Source organism: Eudoraea sp. (assembly GCF_049665975.1).
Lineage (GTDB): Bacteria > Bacteroidota > Bacteroidia > Flavobacteriales > Flavobacteriaceae > Eudoraea.
On record NZ_JBATGR010000263.1, the window covers coordinates 1 to 1,743 of the forward strand.

The 1,743-nt window shown below is 36.2% G+C and carries 2 protein-coding genes and 1 pseudogene; all 3 read right to left on the minus strand.

The features are described 5' to 3' along the window. Positions 1-522 (minus strand): annotated as a pseudogene (locus WBN20_RS09515) (OmpA family protein); the annotation flags it as partial. Positions 523-638: 116 nt separating this feature from the next. Continuing rightward, complete coding sequence (locus WBN20_RS09520) at positions 639-1,100, minus strand: hypothetical protein (protein ID WP_424281508.1); 462 nt, start codon at positions 1,098-1,100, stop codon at positions 639-641. A gap of 11 nt (positions 1,101-1,111) precedes the next feature. Then, positions 1,112-1,743: glycosyltransferase (locus WBN20_RS09525; RefSeq protein WP_424281509.1), on the minus strand; the 632-nt coding region annotated here is incomplete at its 5' end.

Consider the following 1,743-nt stretch of genomic DNA (forward strand, 5'->3'; position numbering starts at 1 on the left):
GCCGATGACTGCATTGTACGTTCCTCTCGAAAGATCATTGGCGTACGTATAGCCTGCCCCAACACCCACATAAGGGTCAAACCAGCCTGTCTGACCAAATATTTTGTTTAAATCATAACTAAACCTGGTATCAAAACCAAAATAGTCCTTATCCTCAGGGTTAACAACACCATCTATGATATTACCTTCTTTGTACTTATTATAAGTGACAATAGCTTCTAGCCCTATTCCGCTTCTAAAATAACGGCCAATATTAATTCTGGAAGGAAAAGCAACAGCATTATACATATTTTTAGTCGTCGTGATATCGTTCAACCTGTTTCCCGAATCATTAATAAAATTCCAGCCTAAACCCACCATCCATGAGCTTACCACCATACTGTCTTTAGCAGTCAACTGTAATTCTTCCTGCTGATCTAATTGCAGTTCTGCTTCTTGTGTTGTTTGAATTTCTTCCTGTGCGTAAAATGAGGTTGTTCCAAGGAGAAGAATAGCCATGGCACCTGTTAAGTAGGATTTCATAATGTAATGATTTAGGACTATTACATTACAAAATTACCATCCATTAAATACGATTCCTACAAAGTAAGTTGATGTGCAATTAAATTCGATATGAAACCTAAAATTACAATTGATAATTACTTATTATCACTGAGTACAATTTCCTTCTCGGTATGTGGCATTTTATATAGATGAAAGGGCATTAAAATAGCTGTAGAAGGATCTTTGTTTTGCTTAGACTCTGGTTTTATCGCAAAGATCATTTTATCATCCTTATCCTCCACCCTATTTAGTTTTGGAGTATTAGCATCAGTTGTTTTTCCGTTACAATAGATCACAACCATTTCCGTATTAAAATCTATTTCAGGAATCTGAATCCCGGGTTTCCTGGTCATATTTACTTTGGTAAAGAATGCCTTCAAGGCCTTATTATCCCGTATAACCAATAGTTGCTCAGTTTCCGCTCCTCCGTAATTATCACTTAAAATTAATGTCAATGGATCTTTATTCAACTCTTGATAATTTACGTCTTTAACCTTATCCTTTTGACTGCCACAAGTTCCCGCCAACATTAGTAGTCCCAAAATAAGAGTTCTCATGAGCAATTGCTTTAATAGGTATTGTTATAGTGCGTCTTATAAGCTTTTTCATAGAGTGCCTCGTACAAGGGTAATACATTCTTAATATCAAAGTTTAGGGCCACCTGATAGGCATTTTCCTTGAACTCTGCAAGAACAGTATCATCACTTAGTATTTTTAATGCATTTTTAACCATATCATCCACATCGCCAACATCACTTAAATAACCTGTTACGCCATGTATATTAACTTCTGGAATTCCCCCGGTATTACTCGATATTACAGGAGTCCTGTTGATCATTGCCTCCAGGGCTGCTAAACCGAAGCTTTCCGATTTTGAAGGCAGCAAAAACAAATCTGAGAAGCACAAGACTCTATCAATCTGATTACTATTACCCAAAAACACCACCTTATCTGTAATGCCCAATTGTTCACATAAAAACTCAGCGTGCTCTTTTTCCGGCCCCTCTCCTACCATAATCAATTTAGCTGCCATTTGCTTTTGAATACCATTAAAAACATGAATAACATCCGGTATGTGTTTTACTTTTCTAAAGTTACTTATATGCGTAATTATCTTTTCATTTTCATCTGCCATCAAAGATCGCTGGCAGTCCGTAAAATCTAAACTGTATTTTGTTTTATCAATAAAATTGGGTATCA